Origin of the sequence: Microcoleus sp. Pol12B4, from assembly GCF_036701385.1 — a bacterium.
Taxonomy (GTDB): Bacteria; Cyanobacteriota; Cyanobacteriia; order Cyanobacteriales; family Microcoleaceae; genus Microcoleus.
The window spans coordinates 1-1,121 of sequence record NZ_JAUBQR010000469.1 but is presented as its reverse complement, the minus strand read 5'-3'; the positions used below and the strand labels follow the sequence as shown (position 1 = coordinate 1,121).

Genomic DNA, 1,121 nt, shown 5'->3' with positions numbered 1-1,121 from the left:
GGTTTAGTGATGATTAATGTCGGAGTCAACGACGTTTGGAACGCTTTCTTCGACTTCCCAAACAATCAGTTTTATCCAGAAGGCAACTGGCGCGCGGGAGTGCCACTGCCAGAATATCGGGAGAAAATAACTCAAATGGTGCTGGCGGCAAAAGCTGCAGGAATTCGAGTTGTACTGCTTTCTCCTACTCTGATAGGGGAAACTATCGACGGCCCAGAAAATCGCAGGTTGCAACAGTATGGTGCCGCGATGCGAGAAATTGCGTTAGATAATCAGTGCTTATTTATTGATTTGAATGCGCCTTTTCGGGAAGTTATCGGCACGTATCAAAAGCACGCAGGCAAAACTCTGAATTTGTTAGCAGCAGATGGAGTTCACCCGAATCCGTCGGGGTATCGAATTATGGCTTTTACTATTTTGCGAGGTTTGGGAGTACCCGCAAAAGATATTGAGAACTTAGAAGTCAAAGAGTGAATCTTTGAATTTAGTTAACTGTTGACTGTTGGCTGTTAATTGAAAGTATCCAAGCTACAAGCACCATACTTTACATATAGAGAAAATAGTCAAATCTAAAATCATTCAATTGGCGGATGATACCGCTTCAACCAACAGCTACCAATAATAACTAAGGCTACCACAACAATAATTTCTGTCCAAAAAAACGACAGAAAATCACTGGCAGTTCCCACTGGCGGAACTCCCGGTTGAGCATTGCGAATAGCGGGAAAAGCAAACAGCATCACAGCAGTCCAACTCAGCATTCCCACTTCCGGTAACTTACCCGATTTCATCACTTTTAATGCTAGCAAAAGCGCCATGATTGACAGAACCCACATGATGACAATAATCACTAACGCAAAGAATTTCACCGGCAGCGAGCGAGTTGCAGAAACATCGATATAAATAAAGATAGATGAATTCTCTTCCATCGGCTTATAACTGATGTCGAAACCGGGAACATCGGCATGAAAATTAAATTCCAGCGGCACCGGATTCAGTTCAAAAGGAGCAAACTTTTTACCAATCGAAGGCAGCGGGTCAATCGAAATAGCTACTTTAGCAATGTGCCTATCAAACGGGTAATTGTTAATTTTTCCTTTGACTAAGTTAAACTTCAATGC

2 protein-coding genes are annotated in these 1,121 nt (G+C 42.6%); one reads left to right on the top strand and one right to left on the bottom strand.

The genetic code is table 11. The features are described 5' to 3' along the window. The coding region (locus tag QUA38_RS29115) for a DUF459 domain-containing protein (protein WP_333168024.1) at positions 1-474 on the top strand (474 nt) is incomplete at its 5' end. Positions 475-575: 101 nt separating this feature from the next. Here the strand turns inward: QUA38_RS29115 and QUA38_RS29110 are convergent. Further along, on the bottom strand, positions 576-1,121 hold a 546-nt coding region (locus QUA38_RS29110; RefSeq protein ID WP_333168021.1), incomplete at its 5' end, for a DUF4436 family protein.